At 61.7% G+C, this 20,699-nt stretch carries 14 protein-coding genes; 1 reads left to right on the forward strand and 13 read right to left on the reverse strand.

The features are described from left to right. Window position 1: 1 nt before the first annotated feature. From KF708_22680 to KF708_22690, 3 genes are all read right to left on the reverse strand, one after another. Window positions 2-283, reverse strand: coding sequence for a ferredoxin family protein (locus KF708_22680; protein MBX3415507.1), 282 nt, complete (start codon window positions 281-283; stop codon window positions 2-4). A gap of 256 nt (window positions 284-539) precedes the next feature. Further along, complete coding sequence (locus KF708_22685; protein ID MBX3415508.1) at window positions 540-836, reverse strand: (2Fe-2S)-binding protein; 297 nt, start codon at window positions 834-836, stop codon at window positions 540-542. Window positions 837-1,090: 254 nt separating this feature from the next. Next, window positions 1,091-2,350 carry a M20/M25/M40 family metallo-hydrolase gene (locus KF708_22690; GenBank protein MBX3415509.1) on the reverse strand — a complete coding sequence of 420 codons (1,260 nt, stop codon included), beginning with the start codon at window positions 2,348-2,350 and terminating at the stop codon, window positions 1,091-1,093. Window positions 2,351-2,571: 221 nt separating this feature from the next. Between KF708_22690 and KF708_22695 the strand changes: the two genes are divergently transcribed. Continuing rightward, on the forward strand, window positions 2,572-3,024 hold the full coding sequence (locus KF708_22695) for a hypothetical protein (GenBank protein MBX3415510.1): 453 nt from the start codon (window positions 2,572-2,574) through the stop codon (window positions 3,022-3,024). Between the two features lie 12 nt (window positions 3,025-3,036). Here KF708_22695 and KF708_22700 read toward each other — a convergent pair whose 3' ends face one another. The 10 genes from KF708_22700 to KF708_22745 all read right to left on the reverse strand — a co-directional run bounded on the left by KF708_22700 (window position 3,037) and on the right by KF708_22745 (window position 20,602). Further along, the gene (locus KF708_22700; protein MBX3415511.1) at window positions 3,037-3,870 is read right to left on the reverse strand and encodes an ABC-2 family transporter protein; all 834 of its coding nucleotides are present in this window, start codon (window positions 3,868-3,870) and stop codon (window positions 3,037-3,039) included. 4 nt (window positions 3,871-3,874) lie between these two features. After that, window positions 3,875-4,690: an ABC-2 family transporter protein gene (locus KF708_22705; GenBank protein ID MBX3415512.1), complete on the reverse strand. Its 816-nt coding sequence runs from the start codon at window positions 4,688-4,690 to the stop codon at window positions 3,875-3,877. 13 nt (window positions 4,691-4,703) lie between these two features. Beyond that, a complete protein-coding gene (locus tag KF708_22710) occupies window positions 4,704-5,735 on the reverse strand; it encodes an ABC transporter ATP-binding protein (GenBank protein MBX3415513.1) in 1,032 nt (343 codons plus the stop codon). A 237-nt stretch (window positions 5,736-5,972) separates the two neighbouring features. Further along, window positions 5,973-6,260: an antibiotic biosynthesis monooxygenase gene (locus tag KF708_22715; protein ID MBX3415514.1), complete on the reverse strand. Its 288-nt coding sequence runs from the start codon at window positions 6,258-6,260 to the stop codon at window positions 5,973-5,975. Window positions 6,261-6,504: 244 nt separating this feature from the next. Next, window positions 6,505-11,745 carry a hypothetical protein gene (locus KF708_22720; protein ID MBX3415515.1) on the reverse strand — a complete coding sequence of 1,747 codons (5,241 nt, stop codon included), beginning with the start codon at window positions 11,743-11,745 and terminating at the stop codon, window positions 6,505-6,507. Between the two features lie 426 nt (window positions 11,746-12,171). Then, window positions 12,172-13,536 carry a hypothetical protein gene (locus tag KF708_22725; protein ID MBX3415516.1) on the reverse strand — a complete coding sequence of 455 codons (1,365 nt, stop codon included), beginning with the start codon at window positions 13,534-13,536 and terminating at the stop codon, window positions 12,172-12,174. Window positions 13,537-13,687: 151 nt separating this feature from the next. After that, window positions 13,688-15,370 carry a prepilin-type N-terminal cleavage/methylation domain-containing protein gene (locus KF708_22730; GenBank protein ID MBX3415517.1) on the reverse strand — a complete coding sequence of 561 codons (1,683 nt, stop codon included), beginning with the start codon at window positions 15,368-15,370 and terminating at the stop codon, window positions 13,688-13,690. Between the two features lie 2 nt (window positions 15,371-15,372). Next, window positions 15,373-16,704, reverse strand: coding sequence for a type II secretion system protein (locus tag KF708_22735; GenBank protein ID MBX3415518.1), 1,332 nt, complete (start codon window positions 16,702-16,704; stop codon window positions 15,373-15,375). 377 nt (window positions 16,705-17,081) lie between these two features. After that, window positions 17,082-18,218, reverse strand: a complete 1,137-nt coding sequence (locus KF708_22740) for a type II secretion system protein (protein MBX3415519.1) — start codon at window positions 18,216-18,218, stop codon at window positions 17,082-17,084. 1,055 nt (window positions 18,219-19,273) lie between these two features. Then, window positions 19,274-20,602 carry a type II secretion system F family protein gene (locus KF708_22745; protein MBX3415520.1) on the reverse strand — a complete coding sequence of 443 codons (1,329 nt, stop codon included), beginning with the start codon at window positions 20,600-20,602 and terminating at the stop codon, window positions 19,274-19,276. Window positions 20,603-20,699: the final 97 nt, after the last annotated feature.

Genomic DNA, 20,699 nt, shown 5'->3' on the forward strand with positions numbered 1-20,699 from the left:
GCTATTCAGCGCCGGCGAGCGGCTCTTTCTTTTCGGTGATGACCGGGCACTGCGGCGCCATCTCGGCATTCAGCGCCGTGAAGTCCTTCCAGTCCTCGGGCACGTTGTCTTCATGGAAGATCGCTTCAACGGGACACTCGGGCACACAGGCCTCGCAGTCGATGCACTCATCCGGATGGATGTAGAGCATCTTCTCGCCTTCGTAGAAGCATTCGACCGGGCAGACGACCACGCAATCGGTGTACTTGCACCCGAAGCACGGTTCGCAAACGACGTGAGTCATGGAAGCGATTCTCCTTCTTAGCAGGCCGACTTGGCTCTCGTCACGAAGTACTTGCCACAAAAGCACTTTAGTGATGCCATCGGGCCGCGGCGCTGAGAATATTAGGACGACCGCCAAAGAGTGTCAAGGTGCGCTTTCTGCGTGATCTGACGATGTTGAAAAATATTTGGCTTGCTGATTTTCAGTCTCAATAGCACCGACTCAAAATCACCTCGCAAGTCTCAATTCTCGCCACTTTTTCATCGCCGCTGGGCGTTTACTCGTCCCCCACGGGTGTTGCGCCGGGGGGAGGAGTGCCGCCGCCGGCCTTGATGTACCGCGAACGCCGCTGGGCGTACTCCGCGGCGCTTGGTTCTTCTTGCTCGGTCGTGCCGCCTGCAACGGCTGCCTCGAACGCACGCCGCAGAAAAGGTCGACACCAGCCACAGCCGGTGCCGGCGCCAAAACACTCGCTCATCTGGCCCACGCGGCGCGGCTTCTCGACGCGCAGGAAATTCAGCACCTTGCGCTTTGTCACGTGAAAGCACAGGCACATTTCGTCGTCGAGATCCATCGTGATAACCCCAGTGGGCACCGTATAACGAGCCTCGCTGACGCTTCGGGTTACGAAGTTCACAACCCGAAGCGTCAGCTTTGAAGTTGCGCTTTTCGAGGTTCCTTGGCCCCTCTCCTCGGCCAATCGGCCGATCACAACCCGAAGCGTCAGCGAGGGGATTCTTGGAAAGAACGTCGAGTACAGTGCTGCCTTGCTCACGCTTCGGGTTACGATTCCCGAAATGCGCAACTTCCAGAAGCGTCAGCCAGCAACTACGAACTTGCCGTCGTTGCCAGCCTCAGCGCAATTCTACACGCGCTGTGAAACGCGGCCACATCGAGGCGTTCGTCCGTCGTGTGGACGAACTGTTGTCCGCAGCCCATGGTGACCGTGGGAATGCCGTGGGCCGTCATCCAGTTGGCATCGAGCCCCCCGTTGCCGATCGCCCGCAAGGGCTCGAGACCCACGTCGCGCACCGCCTCTTCGGCCGCCAGCACGCACGCTTCGTCGTCGGCCAGCTTGAAGGCCTCGTAGTCGACGCGGGTATCGATCTTCACGTGCCCGGTGTGATGGTCGGAGCTGCGGACCTCGCGAGCCGCGCGGCTGAAGGCCTTGTCGATCTCGCGCACGATGCGCTTGCGGAAGATGGGATCGTGGCTGCGAGCTTCTGCACGAACCTCGACCGATGGCGTCACCACGTTTGTCGCGGCGCCGCCGCGAATGATGCCGATGTTGCTCGTGCCCGTGTGGCGACCTTTCTGGATCAGGCCATGCCAGCCGTTGCGCTGGAGCTCGGCAATGGCGATGCCGGCGATGGCGATCGCGCTGACACCGCGTTCGGGGGCGCCGCCGGCATGGCTCGCGCGCCCCTGAATGGTGATCGTCATGCGGTAGGCGCCCGTCGCGCCGACGGTCAGTTTCTCGGCTGGTCCGCCATCCCAATTGAACGCAAGTTTTGGCTTACCCAACATGCTGAGCCGGGCATGCCGCGCGCCGTGCAGACCGACCTCTTCCTGCACCGGCCAGAAGAAGGTCAGCGGTGGATGCGGCAGCTTGTGTCGCAGAATGACCAGCGCCGTCGACAACACTACCGAAGCGCCAGCTCGATCGTCGGCGCCGAGTCCCGTCGTCGCGTCGGCCGACCGCACCCAGCCCCCTTCGAGCTTGGGCTTCGAACCGATACACAGCGGCACCGTGTCGAGATGCGCCATCAAGAGCCTGCGTGGGGCACGAACGGTGCCGGGCAGCTTGAAGATGAGATTTCCTACCTCGCCCGGCAGGACCGAGCGGCGATGCGCGTCGTCGTGTCGAATGTCCTCGCGCTTCGCGCCGGCGTCGAGCAGGCGCCGTGTGATCTCTTGCGCAACGGCGCCCTCGCGGCCACTTTCGCCCGGGATGGCCATCAGGGAGAGCACGAGCTCAAGCGCTTCCTGGCGATCGGGCTCCGCCGCGCCGGGCGATGAGACACGTGGCGCCTCACCATTCGTGGCGGTTGGGCGCTTGGGAGACAACGTGGCAGTACGGCGAATCATCGTGCGGGACCTCGAAGTTTTTTGGGATCATCCCCTCGCCGGCGGCGGGCAAGATCGGATCGCAGGATCGCTAAGCAATCAGTGTCGTGGCGCGGCATGGCTCGATGGAACGATGTTTGCGGCGGCGGAGACAGGCCGTATCCTACAAGTTGGCTGGCGTGCGGAAAACGTCGCCCGGCCCGCTGCCTCGAGTACGGCTTGGAATCGGAGGGTTTGTCGCGATGCGTCTGTTTCTCGCCGGGATCATGCAGGGTTCGCACTTGGGCTCGGCCCTGCACGCCCAGAACTATCGGGAGCGGATCAAGGAACTGCTGGCCAGGCACCTCCCGCACTGCGACGTCTACGATCCGCTGGCCGACCATACTAATTCGCTCGAATACGACGACCAGCTCGGCCGGACTGTTTTCTTCAAACACGCCCACATGTGCCGCGAGGCGAACGTCGTGCTGGCCTACGTCCCCCAGGCGAGCATGGGCACGGCGATCGAGATGTGGGAGGCCCACCACGCGGGCAAGATCGTCATCGCGATCAGCCCCTTGAAGCACAATTGGGCCGTCCGTTTCCTCAGCAACGCGATCTATACCGACCTCGAAGAATTCGCCGAGGCGGTTGAAACCGGCGAGTTCGAACGCCGCCTGAAGGAACTTCGCGACCGCAACTTCCCTAGTAAGTAAGTCGCGCGCGTATTAGCTACTCGCGCTGCGGTACGAGAGCAGCGAGCGGTTGAAGATCCAGCGCGAGGCGAGCAGGCTAGCGGCCGTCATCACCAGGGCCAGCGCGGCGAACTTCCATTGTGCCGCGTCGAGCGGCTTGACCAGGATCCGCGCCGGCACGTTCACCACGATCAGCACCGGCACAATGAAGGTGAAAAACTGCCGCAAGGCGGTGCCCCAGGTGCCCTGGTAGATCTCCATCGGGTAGCGCGAGAAGTTCGTCACGTAGAACCAGAAGTCGTACAGGCTCTGGTTGCGCCCCAACCAGACGCTGGCCGCCGCGAGCGAGATCATCAGGCTGTACATGATCGCCACGCCGCAGGCCAGGTAGAGCGGGTAGAGCACCAGCTTGGCCAGCGAAGGGACGTAGTCGAGTTGGTAGAGCGACCACAGCACCAGTCCCAGGGCAAAGAAAAAGTTGCCCAGCGACGACCACTCGATCTTGCGCAGCGAGACGAGAAACTGCGTGTCGATCGGCTTCAAGAGCGCGAAGTCGAGATTGCCCGTCCGCACCAGTTCGCCGAACTCGTCGGCATTGGGCATGAAAAAGGCCTGCACCAGGCTGTTCACGAAGATCGTCGTCGCCAGAAAGATGAAAAACTCATATTTGCCCCAGCCGCTGTTGTAGCCAATCGAATTCGTGTATCGAAAGATGAGCGTATAGAACGCCAGGTTCATCAGCATCCAGCCGAGCGAAGTCACCACGTCGATCACGAAGTTCGAGCGGAACGTCATGTCCCGCACGAGGCTATTCCGCGCGAAGGTGAGAAACACGCGTGCGTAGCTGGGCTGGTCGGTGCGGGGCATGCGGTCAACCTCCGTAGGCGCTATAGCGCCGGATGCCACGCACGTACGCCACGCGGCAGGCAACGGCAAAGAACACCACCCAGGCCAACTGCCAGAGCAGGCCCTTCACGAGTGCCGCGCCGGTGATCTTGCCCAGGAAAACCGCCGCCGGAAAGTACGCCAGGTACTGCAGCGGCAGCCACTCGACGATCGTGCGCCAATGCCCCGGCAGCATGTCGATCGGAAACATGTGACCCGAGAAGAAGAAGTTGAACAGCATGTAGAGGAACAGTAGCGAGCTGACCTCGAGGAACCAGAAGCCGACCATGCCGATCAGGGCCTCGAGAAAGAAGCCCAGCAGGAAAGACATCGCCAGCGAGGCCAGGTAGCCGGCCATCGTCGGCGCGTCGGGCCAGCCCGGGAAGTAGCCGCGGCAGATGAAGAAGATCAGCGCGAAGGGTCCCAGCGCCACCAGGTAATAGACCAGCTTGTGCGCCGTGCGCTGCAGGATCAGGTAGCCCATCAGGTCGATCGGCTGAATCAGAAACTTCTTGATCGAGCCATCGCGAATCTGCAGGGCGATGTTCGACGACAGGCCCGGCATGCTCGAGAACGCGCGGCTGATCATCGTCAGCAGGTAATACGCCACGAAGTCGTTGTAGCTGAACCCAGCCACCATGGTGCCCGTGGTTGCGCTAAAGACGGCCCCCCAGAGAAAAATCTGCGTGACGATCGGGATGAACCGCATGAACGTGGCGAGCGCGAAATCGCCCCGGTAGACCAGGCGCTCCTCGAGCGAGATCACCAGGATCGTCCACCAGGTTTGCACGCGCGCGTACATGCGGGAGGGGCCTCTACGTTCGCTCGACGGTGGCGGCGGCACGAGACGCTTCGTCCGCTTCGAGATCGGCCCGGGCTTGCGAGAACGCCTCGGCGATCACCTCTTCGAGCGGCGGATCCTCGACGCTCACATCCTCGAGCGTGTAATGGTCGAGCACGTGGGCCAGCACCTCGGGCACGGCGCGGCGCTCGACGCGGATCTTGGCCTTCGGCGCGACGGTTTCGAGCAGCGTGCCGTAGCGCGCCAGATCGGCCGGCATCTGACCGTCGCCGAAGAGCAGCGTCACCACCTTGTGGCTGCTGAAACGGTCGATCACGCCCGACAGCGAGCCGTCGTACATGATGCGGCCGTGCGTGATGATGACCACGCGCCGGCAGAGCGCCGCCACGTCCTTCATGTAGTGGCTCGTCAGCAGAATGGTGATCTGGCGCCGCGCCTGGTACTCGCGCAGAAAGGTCTGAATATTGTGCTGCGCGACGACGTCGAGCCCGATCGTGGGCTCGTCGAGGAACAACACCTCGGGCTGATGCAAAAGCGCCGCGATCAGCTCCATCTTCATCCGCTCGCCCAGCGATAGTTCGCGCACGGGGCGGCCGAGCAACTGCCCCACGTCGAGCAGGTCGACCAGCTCGTCGCGGGCACGCTCGAAATCGGCCGGCGCCAGGCGATAGATCTGCTGGTGCAGGCGGAACGACTCTTGCGCCGGCAGGTCCCACCAGAGCTGGTTTTTTTGCCCCATCACCAGGGCGAAGCGGCGGCGGTAGGCGTTCTCGCGCTTCCAGGGGATGTGCCCGAGCACGCGGGCGGTGCCGCTCGTGGGATGAATCACCCCGGAGAGGAGCTTGAGCGTAGTGGTCTTGCCGGCGCCGTTGGGACCGAGGAAGGCGGTGAACTCGCCGGCGTCGACCGCCAGATCGATGGAGCGGACGGCGGGGACCTCGCGGTATTGGCGGCGAAACAGGCCCCCGATCGAGGCCCACAGGCCTTCTCGCTTCTGGTAGACGCGGTAGGACTTCGACAGCCCTTCTATCTCGATGATCGGCATGGCGCAGGGATTATAGGGAGCCGCCAGCCGGCCGGAAAGCGGGCCACCTGAGGCCGCCGCGTGCCCGCCACCCCGATAAGCACCGATGTGCGGCGGGGCCGGCCGGCGCATCTCAGAAACGACCCCCTGCCGCGTGGCGGGCTTTTCTCGCCGCGCCCGGCTCGGCTACCCGAGCAGCCGCGAGTCCCGCGTTGCGTACGTGGGAGCCGTGGCGGTGTCATCGCCACGCTCGGCCCCTTACCCGAGCAGCCGCGAGGGATGGGGTTCGCGATCGACCAGCGGCAGGATCTGGGGCGCGTAGATCTCGCGGAAGGCCTTGGCCTCGCGATGGGTCTCCCAGTCGGCCTTCGTCTCCCAGTGCTCGCAGAGGAGGAAGCGGCGCGAGTCGGTCTCGGAGTGGTAGACCTCGAAGCGGCGATTGCCCGGCTCCTCGCGCGACCACTGCTGCGCCGTCGTCAGCAACTCGGCGACTCGGGCAATATCCTCGTCGCGCTTCACGGTCAGCCAGACGTTGAGATGAAACATGGGAGTGGGCAGGGGTCAGGGGACAGTGGTTAGGGGGCAGTGAGCAGGAGGCAGGGATTGGAATTTAATCGATTACAACCCGAAGCGGCAGTTTTGAAGTGGCGCTTTTCGCGGAATCGCAACCCGAAGCGTGAGCGAGGAGATTCCAGGATTGAGTCACAGCCCAGTTCCGCACAGGCCAGCGACCTGTGCCACTAACCTCAGCTCACTGCCCTCTAACCACTGACCCCTGACCACTGCCCCCTCACTCGATGAACCGTTTGATGAGGATACAGTTCTCGACGTTATGATCGTGCCCGCGCTCGAAGGCGACAGGAATGCTGCGATCGATGAGATAGAAGGCGCGATGGCGCTGGATGTTACCGGTATCGGACCCCAACTCGGCGCCAATTTGAATGCCATCGGGACGGCCGTTCAACGACGACATGGCGGTATCATCGACCTCGAAGTAGCCGACGGTGATCCACACGCCATAGACGTTCGAGCGGGTGGTGACTTTATTGCCCAGCTTCTGCAGGCCGAGATAGCGGAAGTAGGGATTCTGTGTCGTATTCGTAGCGAGCGAGGCACTGTCGGCGGCGAACAAGGGATCATTCGTCGGCTGACCGCTGGCATCGCGCTTAGAGCGCAACAGCGTGGTTTCGATATCGCGTCGAGTAAAGCCAATTGGTTGCCGCAGTGTATCGAGCGGAACGAGATCGTTACCGGCGAAGGAGCGGAACGGGTTGGCAAAGAAGGTCGGGGAGGCATTGTTTTGCGCGACCATATCGCCGCTTGTGTCCGGATACCCGCGACGACTGTCGACGAGCTGATCGAAGTTGGGCATACCGGGATGGTCGGCGGTGAGGGCGCGCCAGACTTCTTGGTCGCCGATGGTGTTGAGATTGACCTTGCCGGGCTCGCGATAGCGCGAGACGCGATTGTAAGGGGGATGGAAGGGGAGCGCAGGTTCACCGGCAACCGGTGGAATCGCCATCGTGAGCGGATTGAGAAAATCTTCCGTCCCTGCGAAGGGAGAGGGGACGTGGACGTATTCGAACAAGCGGTAGAGATGAGCGGCGGGCTCGGTTGCGAGGGCATCGACCGTGTAGAAGAAGTTCGGCAGGTGTCGATAGGGGTAGTTCTGATACCAGGGAGCGGCCGTGTTGTCGTCGTCCGGCTGGTAAGGATCGTCTCCCGCCTGACGTAACGTATGGGCGGCGAGCAATTTCGACGATCGCTCGGCGGGCACCTGCAAGATCTCGTACTGATTGACGAAGGGGCGGTTGAGCCAGGTGAACCAGGGGAAGGGGGTCATGGGGGTGCCGCGATAGTCGGCCGCGGTGATCGGCGAACCGTCCGACTTCGTACCGCTGAGGTTGGGCGCGTTCGTCGTGTTCCACGCCATCCCAAACGATTCATTTAAATAACCAAGCGTACTATTGGTGAGTGGATTGATCTCTGTAGCGACACTGGGTGCATCAGATGTTTGTGCCCAAATGTTGTAAGAAGCTCCGCCGTTTCGTTGTCGCGAGTTGAACTTCATGCTGCCAGGGGGAGCGGCAGTGAAGCGAGGTTCATCCATTCCCATGTACCCGTTTTCGTCACCATTGTAGACGGTGAGGTCAACGGGCAGAGAGTCTACGGTAAGGTAAGGATTGACTGGAATCGCGGGATTATGGCCAGCCTTGCCAGATTCAGGATTCCAAGCGAGCGTTGGGTTGGCAAGTCGCTGGAGATGAATCATTCGAAACGATTCATGAGTTCCATAACTTTGCAACAGCGGATCATAGCCAACGGTAATATCCAACGGCTCATCATACGGGACTGAGTATTGATTCGGGGCGACATCTGCTGGAGGATAGCCCGCCAACGGTTCCGAAATATTCAGCGAGCTTGGCTGGTTGATGGCAACGCCCAGTGGAACTTGAATCTCGTTTGTCGTCGATGGGTAGACGTTTGTCCCCGTGCCGTCGGTGATGGAGACGTCCGGTCGCAATTGGATATTACGCGGGTAATCCGGTCCCGTTCGACGACCTACATTCGTAGATGACGTTACGTCAGAGCTCGCAGCAGAACCGATGACGGCATAGCGGCCGGGTAGTAGTTCGCTTGCCACAGCCTGGCTCGTGTAGTAGCGAGTTGTAACGTCACTAATTGAAGTGGGTTCAGTCGTAGTAAAATAGACTGCTCGCTCGGCGTCGGTGCTGGGCAATGGATCGAACGGATCGTCGGGATCCTTGTGGCCACTGGCGGTTGGCTTGGCGATCATCAGACGCCAAACAGGCGATGTGCCAGCCATTCTGTCAAGGTCGATCCCTCGATCTACCGCTGGGCCACCATACAATTCTGCAGGTGGCGCATCCCAGGGATTGCCCGGGTTGTAGATCTCAACATAGAGCGACCCTCTTGGTTGAAACCGCTGATCGAAATCGTCATCGGTGTCGGGATCCCCGGACGCATCGTAGACACCATCTCCACCAGCATCGTTATCAAGGTTTTCTGTTCGCGTGTCGTGAAAAGCGAGCGATTCGGTCAGCAGCAACTCGGGTCGCTCGGTGCCCCAGACGAGTCCGCGATACGCCAACGCATTATCCGCGCTGCCTGCCGTGATTACGCCATCGACATTCCACGGGTTGGTGCCGGCGCCGGTGTCGTCCGTGAACGGATTCACATCGTATTCGAACGGTGTCATGATCGAATCGCGGTCGCGGAAATCGACGACGTTGACGGCCCATTGCGCGATTTGCCGGGCGAGTTCCTGCCGGGCTTCGGCGGGGGCCAGGCCGCTCGCATTTTGCAAGCGCACAAGGTACTGGTCGTCGATGAGCATCCATACCAGGCAATAGAGCTGCTTGGCCAGCGCCTGCCGCGCCAATTCGTCGTTGGCGTTGATGACGCCGTCGTTGCTCAGATCAAAGTTGGTGCTCGCGCCCGGGAAGATGCTGGTGGCATAGCCCTCGGCCGTGGCTTCTTGCGGTTCGTCGACGATCAGGTTGCCGTTGTCGTCGATGCCATTGCCCAGGGGGCGATTCAGGTCGAGACGCTGGCCGGCGATCACCTCCGGCGGCAGGTAGGCCCGCACGACCGCGTTGAAGTTGGCCAGATTATTGACATTGATGCCGGCGTTGCGGAGACGCTCGCGCAGGATCTCGACGACGCCGAGTCCGCGCCCCGACGAGACAACGCCCGTGGCGGTATCGAATAGATCGTCGATCAAGTCGTTGGGCATGGCGGCCATATTGGGCGTCGGCAGATCCCAACTCTCGGTGGTGACGGCGTTGCGTCGGCGGGCGGCGTTCGTGTCGGTTACGAAGGACTGCGGCGCGAGTTGCAGCAACCGATCGGGGAGCATGCTGGCGTCGAGGTCGTTGGTGCGTAGCAGTCGCTCGAGTTCTTCGGGAGTAAAGGGGGCATCGACCGGCACCATGCCTGCCGCGCTGGCATAGGTCCGCTCGCGCGCCTGCCACGAGAGATTGATCTTGTAGGGGTTCGTCGCGCGATCGGCGAATTCGTTCAGCCCGGTACGCTCGCGATAGTCGGTCGGGGCGGGCAAGCCCCAGTAGGGGAGGCCGCGCAGGTCGAGACCGAGAGCGCCATTGCCGTTGATGTCGGGGGGGGTGCCATAGGCACCGGGCGTGGCGAAGAGGGCGTACTCGGGGTTGTGATAGGGTTGGAGATTTGCCGAAGCGGCGTTCAGCGATAGCAGCGACAGGCCCGGCAGGTCGTAGTGCTGGAGCAGCGATTCCCAATCGGGATTGAACTGCATGGTGGGATCGAACGCCAGGCCGTCGAAGAAGGTGAGTCCCGGTCCTGGTACCCGCGGAAAACCTGCCGGCAGGACGGAGAAGCTGCGTCCGAACTCGCCATAGCGGCCGGGGAGGGGAGCTGCGCTGTCGACGCCCAGGATGCGGCTGTACTCGCCCGTGGGCACGCCCAGGGAGTTGGTAAAGAGTCGCGAGAGGTTGATTTCGGCCGGGCCGTAACCGAGTCCGACGGGCAAGGGGGTAGCCGTGTTGGCCAGACCGCCCGCGTAGGGACCGAGGACGGTCGTCGCACCGAAGGAGGCGACGCTCTGGCCCAGCGGATTGAAATTCGGATTCGCCGTATCGTAGGCAAGCTGTGTCACGTTGCCGTGCGCGTTGAGGTTGAGCTTGCCATCCATATCGAGACACATGACGGCGAACATCGGCTTGTAGCGCGTGCCATTGGGTGCCGTTTGGATGGGGAGCCCTAGATCGACCCAAATGCTATCGGCCACGCCGTCGCCATCGTTGTCGACATCCCAGGGCCCGAAGCGAGGATCGTAGTTTGGATTGCTGCCGGTGAAATTCCGGTGGTGAGCGATGTCCGGGCGGAGACTAACGCGCCGGCGCAGATCGGCCGGTACAGGACTGGGGGGCGTGGAGTGATCCCACGTTCCATTCGAGCCCGCCTGGTTGATCCAATAGTTGATCAGATCGGGTCGGTGTAACGAGGGAAGGATGCCATTGGCGGGGAAATTGGCACCTCCGGCCGGGAGCGTGCGCATGCCGAGCAGCATGTTCTGATAGTCGGGGGCATCGTAGTCTTCGTCGGCGCCACCGGGACCGGCCGGATCGAAAATGGAATGGTGTTGCCAGTTGGTATAACCCGCGTTCTCGTACGCAGGACCCGTTCGCGCCATGAAGGCCGGGTTCGGCATGAGGGCGAACTGGCGGCCGTTAGGGCCGCTGGCGTTGAGTAGCTTGCTCGCGGCGTACGTATTCGGGTCCAAGCCAAAGCCCGTGCCGTTGAAGGGCATGCCGTTGATGACGAAGCGATCGCCAGGGCGTGGAGCGCCGCGTGTGGACCACGCCGTGGCACTGGCTGCCTGCATACTGTCGAAGGGGAGCAGCGTGAACACGGCGATCGGCGGCGTGGACGCCGTGTTCACGGTGTAGCCCACGATGCGCGTCGACTGCCCAGCGGCGGGGCCGTCGATCATGGTGAAGAGGCGGCCATTGTAGAAGTTGTCGGTGTCAGCCAGTCGACTGTCGTCGCCGAGGCCAAATTCGTCGGGCTCGTCGACGGTTCCGTCCCCATCGTCATCGATGCCGGCGCGTCCCAAGGGGATCAGATCGGGGCCGTAAGGAGTCACGACGATCTGTAGAAACGTGCCCGCCTTGAGGATGGTGGGGAAGGTAAGGTTGGTGCCCCCGTTAGGTACCGTAACGGTAGTGGGTGCAAAGCCGTTGAAAGCATCCGTTCCGAACGCGGGATCGACGAACGGAATTTGTCCGCGCACGCCGTCGTTGCCGTACATGTCTTCGAGCAGGCTGTGCGTTTGCAGGACCGAGGTCGGTTCGTTGGTGCCGCGGATGACTTGCAGGGCGGCCTGGTGGAGCAGGGCCTGCGGAGGGTCGCCGCGGCGTTCGACGTGCGCCGCGGCTCGGGCGGTGCGCTTGGCCTGCGCCGCCACCAGCACGTAGGTGAGCAGCGCCAGGGCCATCATCGTCAGCAGACCCAGCACAACGACCAGAATCACGCCACGCCGGCCTCGGCGGGCCGGCGAGTGGTCAGTGGTCAGTGGGCAGTGGGCAGAAGACGAGTTGCCCACGCGGCGGCGCGGAGCTTGCGGAGGCGCAGAATTGTCGGTTGCGCTTGCTGGGCGTGGCGCTTGTTGGTTGCTCGTTCGCATGGCCTCTCTCCTGTTCGCCTCTCAGTGGTCGGTGGGCAGTGGCCAGTGGCACAGGTCGCTGGCCTGTGCGGAACTAGTTTTGTAGGTCAGGTACCCCGTACCTGACCTACTTCTGCCATCGAGTCGGCCACGTCGCGTTGTGCGTGAAACCTTTCTTCGCGGTCTTGGCGCCTTCGCGGTGAATCGTCTCTTGCCTCGCGTTTGGGATGGTTTTGCTGCCGTGTTCTCCGCGAGCACTTTTTCGTTGGTTTTGTCACGCACGGGGTGCGCGACCTACCTCACGCCGAAGGCCCGGGTGTCGAGCCGCATGGTCTTTTCGTACACGCCGACGACGCCGTCGACGATCGTGGCGTAGACGGTGATTTTTCCCGACGGTGGAGTTAAATCGTCGGCATCGGCGTAGAGGGAGCCAAAGACAGTAACGCTGCTCCGCCAGAAATCGGGACCTGAGAGTGTGACATCCTGGTACCACTCGGTTACCACTCCACCAGACACCGCTGAGGTAAGAGGCCCCGCACTGACGACGCGATACCAGCGAAAGACGGCGCCGCTGACGCCGTTACCGGGCAATAGCCAGGCGCTCAGCATGATCCATTGCCCCGGCTTGACTGCGGGAAAGTCACTGTTTTTCGGCTGGTTGGGGTCGTTGTTACCGAGCGTACCGACAGGCAGGCGTAGTCGCACGTCGCCGCCTCCCAGGCCGATGCCGCTCATGAAATCGCAATAGACCAAACGCTCGGTGGGAGGCGTGCCGACGCGATTTCCGATGTCCTCGGGCGCGAGCTCGACGATGCGTTTTTGAAAGACGACGGTCGAGACGATGTACGACTGGGGTCGCTCAGCGGCGGGGAGGTTGGCGGTGTGCTCGTTGAGATACGGCGCGATCGTGACCATCCACGAGTAGTCGCCCGTGTATTGGCGCACCTGCCCGGCCGTGCCGAGGGAGGCGAAGGGGCGGCCGTCGGGCTGATTGTCGGGGAGGCCGAAGACGAGATCGTCGCTCGAGCGGAAGAGTCGTTCGGTCTGGGCGAGCGACATGGGGAGCGTACTGCCGGGCCACGCGCGGAGCGCCACGCGCTGCATGCGGGGAGGATTAAGCGATTGCAAGTGGTCGTTGTCGGGGTCGGGATTGTTATCGAGCCGGTAGGGGAAGCCCCAGCGACGATCGATGGGCGTTCCCTCGGGGACTGCCCGGGCGAGGAACATGGGATCGAGGCAGACCGCGTTGCCGTAATCGAGGGGTGAGGTCTCGAAGGGAATGGTCTCGTTCGTGCCGTCGGGCATGTCCATGTCGCGCCAGGCGGTGCCGGCGTCGGGATCGAGCCAGTTGTTTTGATTCAGCCAATCGCGGACCTGGACGTCGCGGAAGGCGGCTCGGCCGAGGTTGCTGGTGCGGTCGTTGCGCACGGCGGTGGCGACGTCGGAGCCGCCGACCGGGATGAGGGCCGCCAGCCCGAGAATGCCGACGGTCATGACGAACATCGACAGCAGGACTTCGGTGAGGCTGATGCCGCGCCGGCCTTTGGCCGGCGAGTGGTCAGTGATCAGTGGGCAGTGGGCAGAAGAGGAGGTGCTCACGCGGCGGCGCGGAGCTTGAGGAGGCGCGGAGTTGTAGGTCAGGTACCCCGTACCTGACACTTCTTGGTGTTGGCTGAACCTGTTCGAAACGGCTGCGTTGTTCGCTTCGCTCGTGTCAGGTAGAGGGCTACCTGACCTACAACAAGCTTGCTCCGCGACTCCGCGGCTTTGCGTGAGGCTTGGAACGATTGGCAGAGTGCTGTGGTTCACGTTAGAGCCCTCCCATGGCCTGGCCTTCGAGGGCGAATTGACGCGATTGGCGGACGCGATCGGCGATGGGTCTTACTTCGGACGGATTCGATGTTGCGATAGCAGCCGTGGGATCATCGATAGATGGAACTGCATACATTTCCGTTGAGTTAATCTGCCCGCTTCGTGGATTGATCGTGACCCAGAGGTTTTCCAAATCCATGAAGTTAAACGTAGCGAGTTGTTCTTCGGCGAGATCTTCTTTTTCGCTCGTAACGGTCGTCGAATCGAGTTCGATCGCCGCAAGCAAGCTCGGGTCGGTCACGGTGGTGACTGGCACACGCGCCCGTTGGCCGATGAGAAAATGGATGGACCCTGATGGAAAGTCTTTTATTTGTACACCTAACGCGTTTGGTCGATAAAGTCCCTCGACCGAGCCATCAGGAGCGAATACAACCATTATGCCCAATGGCGTATGCCCTGCGATGATTTCTCCAGCGTGCGGGTCCTGTTCGTAAGCGGTTCCGCTCCATCCCGACGCGGTGTGATCTCTGATGACAAACGGTTGCAGTGTATTGCCCGTATTTCCAGTTGCATCTCCCGAAAATCCGAGGTCGATCACGATGCCGGCGGGCAATTGCACGGGGGGCGTGCTGGTGCGCTTTGGCTGTCGGAAGACCTGGTAGGGAACCGAGGTGCCGGCGGGCAAATTAAACGCCGGTACGGTCCCGTTCACCGGCTCGCAGGTCTTAGGAGAACCGGTCGCATTGACAATACGATACAGATGCCCCTGATAGTTGAACTTGATAAGGTCGCCCGGCTGTACGCGGTTATTCCATGCGTCAATGACCGTGAATTCGTGATTATTTCCTGTGGCGGTGGCGCGCGACGCCGTTGTATCGCCCGCGTAAGTCGGAGGGACCTGGCAGCGTGAGAGATTGATGCACATCTCGGGCGCATTGGGAAAGCGTTCGAAGATGACGCCGGTGGCGCGGCCGGTGCGGAGGGCTTCGGAGCGGGCGCCGGCGAGGTAGGCCGTCACTAGGCGCGAGGCCTCGCGGACCTGACGGCCGCGCATGGCTGGGGCGATGACCGGAATGGCGAGCGCCGTGACCGTCAGCACGATGAAGATCACCACCAGCAGCTCGACCAACGTCATGCCGCGCCGGCCTTTGGCCGGCGAGTGGTCAGTGGTTAGTGGGCAGTGGACAGCAGATGAAGATGAAGATGTGCTCACGCGGCGGCGTGGCGGCGTAGTGTCGTGGTGCCGTGGTGGTAAATCCAACGGTTTGGACCACGACGACACAACGGCACGACGAGGTGCCTTGTAGGTCAGGTACCCCGTACCTGACACTTGTTCGGACGAGCATAGCTCGGCTCTGGGTGGCACTGGCTTTGCCAGTGTCTGGTGAATTGCCGTATCGCAGTCATCCCACTGCCCACTCGATCGTTCGAGTCGAGCCTGGCGCGTGGCTGCCGTTGTGGACTTGGAATACGGTTGCTCGACTCCCTGCAGCACTGGCGGAGCCAGTGGCACCCTGGGGGGCTTACTTGAAGGGGCTAAGCTGGCACCTTCGCTCGTGTCAGGTAGGGGGCTACCTGACCTACAAGGCAGAGCCAGTGGCGCCAGGTGTCGTCGCCGCGTTTGCTCTGCGGCTCCGCGGCTCCGCGTGAGCCATGCCTGAAATAGCAGGTGCAGCGCCATCATCACTGGGCCTCCGTCAGGTGGTTCGTGATGTTGTCGAGGTGGACCCATTCGCCGGTCGGACTGAACGCGCCGGTGGCGATGTCGAGCTTTCCGGGGGTGCCGCGGCGGACGTATTCACCGTCGGCAATCCACCAGTAATAGGGATCGGTGTAGTTGCTGATCAGTGTGGCGCGATCGGGATCTGACAGGCCAGCATCATCTCGATCGAAGCGGATGCCGAACTCGCCATCGGGTCCGGCCGACATGATGAGGGGGGCGAGGCGGTAACCTTGCTTCAACACTTGCGGCGGTGACGGCAGCGGAAGATTCCCCGGCTCGGAATTGGCCATCACCGTGGCAGGTGTGACGGGGCGCGGGTCGAAGGGATTCGGGTCGGGATCGATGAGGTTGTCTGCGGCGATGCCGGAGATGAGGTCGGTGATCAATCCCCACGGCGAAGACAGTAGAGACAGACCCACGATGGCGGGGTCGTTCACATAGCCCGAGGGCCAGCGGATCCAGCGGAGCGGCTTGCCCCAGGCGTCGATGAACTCGGGCATGCCGTCGCCGTCGGTATCGCCAATGTCCTTTTGGGAGAAGTGGACGCCGCCGGAGTCCTCGTCGCCGGTGGCGGTGGTCATGATGAGGTAGAGCATTTCGGCCGACGTGTTGGCATCGCCGAGTGCCTTCACGGCGGCGACCACCTGGGCCATGTCAGTGGGGTCGTCGGCGTTGGCGGCGGCGGCGGTGAGGACCCGGAGTTGATAGGCGCGCGTGATGGCGGGCACGTACTCTTGTTCTGGGGTCGCGAGGTGGTTGTCGGGCCGCTTGATGCCAGCGGGAAGGTTCTGCCAATCGAAAAAGAGACCGTTACTGTGGAACTCTTGATCGAGATTGGGAATCGACATATCGAAGTATTGGAGATTGAGATCCTCGTACATGTCGGGCAGCTCCATCCGCATCGTTTCGTAGAGGAAGATGAGCTGCGCCTGGGCGATCGAGTCCAACACGGTGGGATCGGATTGCGCGCTCGTCAGCAAGTTAGGCGGTAGCACGAGGGGCATGCGGCGCGATTCGTATTCTTCCCAGCGCTGCATCATCTGGTTGTGCAGCTTGTTGATGAGCGAGCGGGTCCGTTCGTGTCGGGCGCGTTCCGTGGCGAGGAAGAGCGCGCCCAGCAGGACCGAGGCGAGGATGGCGATGATCGCCACGACGGCCAGCATCTCGACCAGCGTGAAGGCGCGCCGGCCTTTGGCCGGCGAGTGGTCAGTGGTCAGTGGGCAGTGGGCAGAAGAGGAGGTGCTCACGCGGCGGCGCGGAGCTTGCGGCGGCGCGGAGATTTGCTGACGCATGATCTCCTGTTCTCCTGTCCACTGCTCTCCTCTCTCGCGCAGCGCGGGTGGCACTGGCTCTGCCAGTGTTTGGTGAGTTGCCGTATCGCAGTCATCCCACTGCCCACTGCCCACTGTCCACTGTCCACTCGATCGTTCGAGTCGAGCCTGGCGCGCGGTTGCCGTGGTTGACTTGGAATACGGTTGCTCGACTCCCTGCAGCACTGGCGGAGCCAGTGGCACCCGGAGCACTGCGACCAACGGCTTACGCCGTTGGTGCCCGGCCAGTGGCACCCGGGGGAGCTTACTCGAAACGGCTGAGCTTGCCGCTTCGCTCTTGTCAGGTAGAGGGCTACCTGACCTACAGGTTGTTCGCTGTTCGTGCGCGGATCGCATGACTACTGCGGCGCCTCCACTTCCCCGATCGGCTTCTCGGCGAAATTCGTGAGGTTGTCGGAGTCGAGATCGAGGTAGGCGCCGCCGAGCGGTATGTTCGTTTTGTAACCTTCACCGCTGGGGAAGACTCGCTTCCAGATTTCGTCCTCGTCGGTAATCGACAACGGATCGGGACGACTGCCGTAGTTGCCGTCCAAACCGGCACAGATAATCTGGAACTTGCCCGGCTCTTGCCATCCATTTGCCGTCATGGCCCAAGTCCACGGCTCTAACGCGTTTCCAATAGTGGTGTCGCGCTGGCTGCCGTAGGGAACGGCATAGCCCCAATAACCTGCCAAGCGCGCTTGTACGGTTACATCGTCGTGGAAAAAAGGATAGTGCGGTCCGAGTTCATACGAACCGGAATCGAAATATACATACGGTGCCGAGGTGAACGTTCTGCCAAGAGCGTCAGTAAACACTCCGGCATTAATTTTTGGAACATACTCCGGCCAGCCATCGCCATCGAAATCGGCAAGACGAGTCGGATCGAATTCAAAGAAGCGTTGGGTGCGTTGCGACTGGTCATTGCTCGATTGAAATGGTTTGGCCGGATCTGCTGCAAAGCCGGTCAACAGATTCGAGGACTCGGGGTTCGGCAGGCCACCCAGGAAGAACACGAGTGCTTCGGCGCCGTCGAGATCTTCGAGTTTGAGGCCTGTCGTATAGGGAGCCTGCGAAAAAGTAGTTGCATTCCTGATAGCGGCTTCGATCGCAGTGTAATTTCCAACGACGCGAGGAAACATGCGTCGAAAATGCCGCTCGAGACGTTGCTGTCGTTGTGGATCGGTCTCTTCCGTCCCCGGGTTCGGCGGGTACGAGCCGTGTTTTTGTTGGTACTGCTCCAGGGCCATCGAGAGTTGACTGATTTCGGCGAGGACGGCCGTTTGTTTTGCTGACGTAATAGCGCGGGCGACGGCCACGGTGACCAACGCCACCAGGATGCCGATGATGACGATCACCATCAGTAGCTCGACGAGCGTGAAGGCGCGCCGGCCTTTGGCCGGCGAGTGGTCAGTGGTCAGTGGGCAGTGGGCAGAAGAGGAGGTGCTCACGCGGCGGCGCGGAGCTTGCGGCGGCGCGGAGATTTGCTGGCGCATGATCTCCTGTTCTCCTGTCCACTGCTCTCCTCTCTCGCGCAGCACGGGTGGCACTGGCTCCGCCAGTGTCTGGTGAGTTGTCGTATCGCAGTCATCCCACTGCCCACTGCCCACTGTCCACTGTCCACTCGATCGTTCGAGTCGAGCCTGGCGCGCGGTTGCCGTTGTGGACTTGGAATACGGCTGCTCGACTCGGCAGAGCACTGGCGGAGCCAGTGGCACCCGGCGCGGAGGCACGGAGTTGTAGGTCAGGTACTCTGTACCTGACACTTGTTGGTGTTGGCTGTGTTCCACCGACGAGGCTAAGCGGTCCGCTTCGCTCTTGTCAGGTAGAGGGCTACCTGACCTACAACAAGCTTGCTCCGCGGCTCCGCGGCTCTGCGTGAGGCTTTGTACGTGTTGCTCGACTCCATCCGGCACTGCGACCAACGGCTTACGCCGTCGGTGCCCGGCCAGTGGCACCCGGGGTTGCGAGTGGTTAGTGGTCAGTGGGCAGTGGGCAGAAGAGTTGCTCACGCGGAGGCGCGGAGCTTGCGGCGGCGCGGAGATGTGCTGGGGCAGGGTCTGCTGGTCTTTTTTTGCCTGCTCGACTGTCTCGGCCGCAGGCCGCGTTGTCCGGTCCATGCTCTTCTCCTTGCGATGATCGTGCTCGGGCCGCTTCTTGTCGGCCTGGTCAGTGGCTAGTGGTCAGGGGTCAGGGGCTAGTGGCACAGGCCGCTGGCCTGTGCGGAACTGGGTTTTGAGTCAGATCCAAGGATCGCCTTGCTGACGCTTTGCGCCTGGGATGCCTTCATGTCGTGCCGTTGTGTCGTCGTGGTCCAAGTCATTTGCTTTCCCACGACGGCAGAACGTGGTGTCTTGTAGGTCAGGTACCCCTGTACCTGACACTCGGTCGAGTTGGTGACGTCGCGCGTTGTCAGGTACGGGGTACCTGACCTACTTCTTCCTCGCTGACGCTTCGGGTTGGGATTTTGGCTTACGCTTCGCGCTGGTGATCGTTTCTGCCCCCTGCCCACTAACCCCTGCCCACTGTCCGCGGACCCCTGCCCCCTCTCCTAGCTCAAGGTGGTGATGAGCTTGATCAACGGCAGGAAGAGGGCGATGACGATGAAGCCCACCATCACGCCGAGCACGATGATCAAGAGTGGTTCGAGCAGGGCCACGAGGCTTTCGGTCAGCACGGCCACCTCTTCGTCGTAGGTGTCGGCCACCTTGTAGAGCATCGTGTCGAGCTCGCCCGTCTCCTCGCCTACGTCGACCATGTTCACGACGAGGTCGTCGATGACCTTGGTTTTCATGCGCATGACATAGATCAACACGCCGATCGGTCCGGCCACGAAGATGAACCAGAACATGACGGTGACCATGTTGAAGCCGGGCTGCGAGTTCTCTTTCAGCGGCCGGGCGATCGATTCGCCTTCGCGGATGGCGTCGTAGACCTTGCCGTAGATGTTCTCGAAGATGGCGTTGCCGCTCGTCTCGCGGGCAATGTTGAGGGCTTCGAGGATCGGCACGCCGCTGGCGATGAGCGTGCCCAGCGTGCGGCTGGTGCGGGCCATGATCGATTTTTCGATCAACTGGCCGAAGACCGGCAGCTTGAGGATGAAGAGATCCCAGCCGACGCGGCCTCCTTTGAACTTCTTCACCAGCTTGACGAAGAGCACCGCCGAGATGGGAATCAGCGGCATCAGGTAGAAGTATTTGATCACCGCGTCCGAGATGGTGATCAGCAGCTCGGTCATCAGGGGGAGCTCGGTGTCGAAGTCGTCGAAGATCTCTTTGAACTTCGGCACGATGAACTTCATGATCGCCATGAGGATCGTGCAGGCGATCAACACGACGACGACCGGGTAGATCATCGCCCCTTTGATCTTGCGTTTGAGCGATTCGGAACGTTCCTGGAACTCGGCCAGGCGGCGGAGAATGATTTCGAGCGCACCCCCCGCCTCGCCCGCCTTGATCATGTTCACGTAGAGACGGTCGAAGCACTTGGGGCACTTGGCCATGGCCTCGGAGAGGGTGGCCCCCGACTCGATGTCGTCGCAGACGTCGATGAGGGAGTTCTTCAAGCGGCCGGGCTTGGACTGCGCTTCGAGAATCCGCAGGCTGCGGAGAATCGGCAGACCGGCGTCCTGCAGAATGGAGAGTTGTCGGGTGAAGGTGGTGAGGACCTTGCTTTTGACGCCGCCGATGGCGATCGACTTGCCCTTCTTGTCCGACTTTTTCTTGTCGGCGGTCTTGCGCGACTTCTTCACCGCGATCTTGGTGACGAAGTAGCCCATCTGGCGAATGGTTGCCTGTGCTTCTTCCTCGCTCGGCGCGTCGATCACATCCTTGATCTCGGTGCCGGTCGAGTCCATCGCCTCGAATTGAAATGTGGGCATGGTCGTTACCAGGTCAGTGGTTGGTGATCAGGGGGCAGGGGCAGTGGTCAGAAGCTATTCGGCACGGCGAAGTTTTATAGATCACACCATTCTTTCT

The sequence above is a fragment of the Pirellulales bacterium genome (assembly GCA_019636335.1).
Lineage (GTDB): Bacteria > Planctomycetota > Planctomycetia > Pirellulales > JAEUIK01 > JAHBXR01.